This is a genomic window from Candidatus Erwinia dacicola (assembly GCF_001756855.1).
Classification (GTDB): Bacteria; Pseudomonadota; Gammaproteobacteria; order Enterobacterales; family Enterobacteriaceae; genus Erwinia; species Erwinia dacicola.
This window is the reverse complement of sequence record NZ_MAYS01000118.1, coordinates 1-1229: the sequence shown is the minus strand read 5'-3', so window position 1 is coordinate 1229 and position 1229 is coordinate 1. Positions and strand designations below refer to the sequence as shown.

1 protein-coding gene is annotated in these 1229 nt (G+C 50.8%); it reads left to right on the top strand.

What is annotated here, in order from left to right; genetic code table 11:
* The first annotated feature begins 238 nt into the window (after nucleotides 1–238).
* Nucleotides 239–1168, top strand: a complete 930-nt coding sequence (gene metA, locus BBW68_RS03625) for a homoserine O-acetyltransferase MetA (protein ID WP_070134034.1) — start codon at nucleotides 239–241, stop codon at nucleotides 1166–1168.
* The last annotated feature ends 61 nt before the right edge of the window (nucleotides 1169–1229 follow it).

The following is a 1229-nucleotide window of genomic DNA, read 5'->3' as shown; positions in this document are numbered from 1 at the left end:
TAGTTATCTAGGACAGTCCCTTGTCTTATTAGAAATGTGTAATCTAACAAAGCCAGTCAGCTCCCGACTTACCTATTTTAGCTATCTTTGACGTACATTGCGGGAATGACACTTTTTGTCTCCAATAGCAGACATGATGAAACATTTTCAACTATTCAATGAATACTCGACATTCGCAGTCGGGCGCGTTATCTTTGGATGTTTAGATGTCTAAACGTATGTAGTGAAGAAGCAGGTTATGCCGATCAGGGTACCCGATGAATTACCAGCCGTGAATTTTCTGCGCAACGAGAACGTCTTTGTCATGACGTCCACGCGTGCCGGCACGCAGATGATCCGCCCGCTAAAAGTGCTGGTACTGAACCTGATGCCGAAGAAGATCGAAACGGAGAACCAGTTTCTGCGCCTGCTCTCCAACTCTCCCCTGCAAATTGATGTGCAACTGCTGCGCATCGACAGCCGGGAATCACGTAACACCTCTTCGGAACATCTGAATAATTTCTACTGTAATTTCGAAAATATCCAGCATGATAACTACGATGGGTTGATTGTCACCGGCGCGCCGCTGGGACTGGTCGACTTTAATGATGTGGCTTACTGGCCGCAGATCCAGCAGGTGTTCCACTGGGCAAAAGAACACGTCACTTCCACGCTATTCGTCTGTTGGGCAGTACAGGCTGCGTTAAATATTTTGTATGGCATCCCCAAGCAGACGCGGGAAAACAAGCTTTCAGGCGTGTTTGAGCATCAGATCCTGCATCAGCATGCGCTGCTCACGCGGGGTTTTGACGATACCTTCCTTGCACCGCACTCACGCTATGCCGATTTCCCGGTGCAGCTATTGCGGGACTACACCGATCTGGAGATCTTCGCGGAATCGGAGCAGACCGGAGCCTATCTGTTTGCCAGCAAGGATAAGCGCTTGGCGTTTGTCACCGGCCACCCCGAGTACGATGCCCTGACGCTTTCCGGCGAATATCATCGTGACTACGACGCTGGCCTGCAGCCGGAAGTGCCGTTCAACTACTTCCCCCATGACAACCCTGAGCTCCCGCCGTATGCCAGCTGGCGCAGCCATGGCAACCTGCTGTTCTCCAACTGGCTCAACTACTACGTCTACCAGATTACGCCATTCGACCTGCGCCATATGAACCCAACGCTCGAATAGTCGCGCTGAACGCAGAAACCAAAAGGTAGATCATCGATCTAACCTCGCGAATTCAGATAAT